General features: G+C 64.8%; 4 protein-coding genes. 1 reads left to right on the forward strand and 3 read right to left on the reverse strand.

The genetic code is table 11. From position 1 onward, the window contains the following. From RUW20_RS04485 to RUW20_RS04495, 3 genes are all read right to left on the reverse strand, one after another. On the reverse strand, positions 1 to 945 hold a 945-nt coding region (locus tag RUW20_RS04485), incomplete at its 3' end, for a hydrolase 1, exosortase A system-associated (RefSeq protein WP_313950999.1). Continuing rightward, positions 942 to 1,763: a hydrolase 2, exosortase A system-associated gene (locus RUW20_RS04490; protein WP_313951000.1), complete on the reverse strand. Its 822-nt coding sequence runs from the start codon at positions 1,761 to 1,763 to the stop codon at positions 942 to 944. The genes RUW20_RS04485 and RUW20_RS04490, both read right to left, overlap by 4 nt. Before the next feature lie 12 nt (positions 1,764 to 1,775). Further along, on the reverse strand, positions 1,776 to 2,027 hold the full coding sequence (locus tag RUW20_RS04495) for an acyl carrier protein (RefSeq protein ID WP_313951001.1): 252 nt from the start codon (positions 2,025 to 2,027) through the stop codon (positions 1,776 to 1,778). A gap of 258 nt (positions 2,028 to 2,285) precedes the next feature. On the opposite strand from RUW20_RS04495, the gene RUW20_RS04500 reads away from it, so the two are divergent. Next, positions 2,286 to 2,795 carry an adenylyltransferase/cytidyltransferase family protein gene (locus RUW20_RS04500; protein WP_313951002.1) on the forward strand — a complete coding sequence of 170 codons (510 nt, stop codon included), beginning with the start codon at positions 2,286 to 2,288 and terminating at the stop codon, positions 2,793 to 2,795. Positions 2,796 to 2,799 lie beyond the last annotated feature (4 nt).

Here is a 2,799-nt window from a genome sequence, read left to right on the forward strand (position 1 = left end):
CAGGGTGTCAAGCCACGCCAGTGTTTCCTCTTCCACCTGCGCGCGCCAAGCCCGCGACGAGAAGGTGTGATCGGCATCGGCAAGGTCGATTCGGCGCACCCTGGCCTGCTCGATGAGGCCAGTCCAGGCCGGGTTGGTCGCGGTAAACTCGAGGAACTCCTTCGCCGTGTAGTCCTGACCGCTGAGAACCAGCAGCAGGCCGCCGGAAAATCTTCGCCACCCTTCGGCCATCCGATCCTGGAACGAGAGCATGTCTGCCGTGCGCTGCGGCCTCGAACGGCGCGCCAGCAGCACCGTGTTGAGCAGGCCGCGGAGGGAGGCCAGGATTTCCAGTTTGCCACTGAGCAGTTTGCGCCAGAACTCGCCCTCCAGCAGGCGCTGGCCGTAGTAGTGCTTGATGTGGGTCTGCGCCAGGCTTGTTTCCGAGCGCACCCAGGGGTTGAGCAAGGCCAGGCCGGAGATCCTCTCATCAGCAGTCGCCTGAACGTACAACAAGGCTGCCGATGCCGCGTCGCACAGTCCCCACAGGACGACGCGCCGTAGCGTGGGACAGCTGCGCTGGAACGCTTCGATCGCGGCGCCGATGTCGGCCGAGATTTCTTCGAAGCTGCGCATCGCGCCACTGGCGTCGCCCATGCCGCGGCAGTCGAAGCGCATTGCCGGATAGCCTTCGCTGGCCAGACGGCGCGACAGCAGCAGGAACTGGCGGTGACTGCCGACGCGGACCTGCGGGCCGCCGACGACGATCAGCACACCGCAGCTGGCGCGGTGCTGGCGAGTGTCGCCCAGGCGGTCAGTGCTTGATCCGTTCACCAGGCCGGCCGGAGCCGCTTCTTCGCCACGCTTGGCACGAGCATCTGCAAGCGGGGTTTGCGGCCGGGCAACGATGCCCGGCAAGCAGTCGTCGCCGAGGGAGAAAAGCACGGCTTCTTCGACGAAATTCATGCGCCGCTCACCTCGGACATGACGCCAATGCTGGTCTCGATCAGCGCCGGACACTCGCTGATCTCGCTGGTTTGCCAGAAGGCCGGGCCGCTCACCGCGGTGCCGCGCGCCGTCTGGCCGGCCGCCTGCCATTGGGTCAGCCGCGCCACGGCAAGCGGTGACAGGCTGGCATCGGGCTTGCCCGAGATCTCGATCCATTCGACACGGCCCGATCGGTGGGGCAGGAGCAGCTCTGCCTGCTCGAGCCCGGCAGCGAGTGCGGGAGACAGCAGGTAGCCGGCGATCTCCACCGATTCGCCCTGTCGCAGCTGGCTGCGCAGGCGTTCCATGACGCCCTTGCTGTCACCGCCAAGCATCTCGGCGGCGATCTTCAGGCGCAGGAACTGCTGCAGGAACTGTTTTCCCAGGACCACCGGCTGCCAGAAAAGCAGCTTGACCGGTGTTTCCATGCGCTGGGCAGCTTCATTGGCCAGCAGGCAGCCGGTGCGCTGGCCCCACAACCACAGCGACCCCGTCGTCCGTTGCCGTAACCAGTCGCAAGCGAGCTTGACGTCTGCCAGCCAGGCCTCCCAGGTAGCGTCGCCGAAATCGCCCGCACTGTCACCGCAACCCAGCAGGTCGATCTGCAGCACCGTATAGCCGGCAGCTGCCATCGCTCGGGCCTGCAGGGCCGCCATGCGCCGGGACTTGTTGAGTTCCTCGGCGAAGGGGTGTACATACACTACCGCGCCGCGCGGTTTTGCCGACGGCGCCGGCGCATGCAGCAGGGCAAAGCGCTGGCCTGTCGCAGAGGGCAGGAAAAAGGCTTCGAGAGCCATGGCCAGCGCGGTTCAGGAAGCCAGTTTGCCTTGCACGAAATCGATCAGGGTGGCCAATGAAGCAAAGACGGATCCGTCAATTTCGTCGTCGTCCACGGTAAATCCAAAGCGTTCTTCCAGCGTCGTGATCAGCGCCACCACGGCCATCGAATCGAGCTCGGGAATTGCGCCGAGCAAGGGTGTATCCAGCGCGAACTCGCTGGCCCGGCCCTTGAGGCTCAGTACCTCGTCAAGAACCGCTACCACCTCGCTTTTGATCTCCATGCCGTCTCCTGTTGCGGGAATCTACCCGGGTACCGCCTGCCAGGCAGGTGGTGGTCTATCGAGCGGCGATTATACCGAGTCAAGCGCTGGCTCTTCGTGAGATTGGTCACGCCGTGCCGGCTTTGGCCGCCTACCCTGTCGATCGACGAGCCTTGCTGGTCACGCCGGCAGATGAGAGACTGCTGGCGATCGTCAGGTGAGCAGGTTGGCGCCGGCAAGGCGCAAGGCGGTACGACAAATGACCCCCATGGAGTGAAAATGGCCGACTCGATCCCCTTGGCCCCGGCGGGATTTCCCGCTTTCGAAAGCAAGATCGTCGCCCCGGCCGAACTGCTCGGGCACCTCGCCCGTCTATCGCGCCCACTGGTGTTTACCAATGGTTGTTTCGATATCGTGCATCGGGGTCATGTGACCTTGCTTGCCCAGGCGCGCACGCTTGGCGCGGCGCTGGTCGTCGCACTCAACTCGGATGCCTCGGTAAAGCGCCTTGGCAAAGGTGACGATCGCCCGGTGAACACGCTGTCCGACCGGCTGGCGGTGATCGCCGCGCTGGAGTCGGTCAGCATGGTGACCTGGTTCGAGGAAGATACGCCGCTGCAGCGCATTCTCGATTGCCGGCCGGAGGTTCTCGTCAAAGGCGGCGACTGGCCGGTCGAGAAGATTGTCGGCAATCGCGAGGTGGCCGGTAGCGGTGGCCGCGTGGTGTCTTTGCCGTTCATCCACCAGACGTCCACGACTACCCTGCTCGAGAAGATCCGGCGGCTTTAGCGCG

The sequence above is a fragment of the Accumulibacter sp. genome (assembly GCF_032229525.1).
GTDB lineage: Bacteria > Pseudomonadota > Gammaproteobacteria > Burkholderiales > Rhodocyclaceae > Accumulibacter.

Excerpts from the sequence above, each read along its gene's own strand:
- RUW20_RS04490 (WP_313951000.1), bottom strand. The coding sequence starts at position 1,763 with ATGGCTCTCGAAGCCTTTTTCCTGCCCTCTGCGACAGGCCAGCGCTTT.
- RUW20_RS04495 (WP_313951001.1), bottom strand. The coding sequence starts at position 2,027 with ATGGAGATCAAAAGCGAGGTGGTAGCGGTTCTTGACGAGGTACTGAGC.
- RUW20_RS04500 (WP_313951002.1), top strand. The coding sequence starts at position 2,286 with ATGGCCGACTCGATCCCCTTGGCCCCGGCGGGATTTCCCGCTTTCGAA.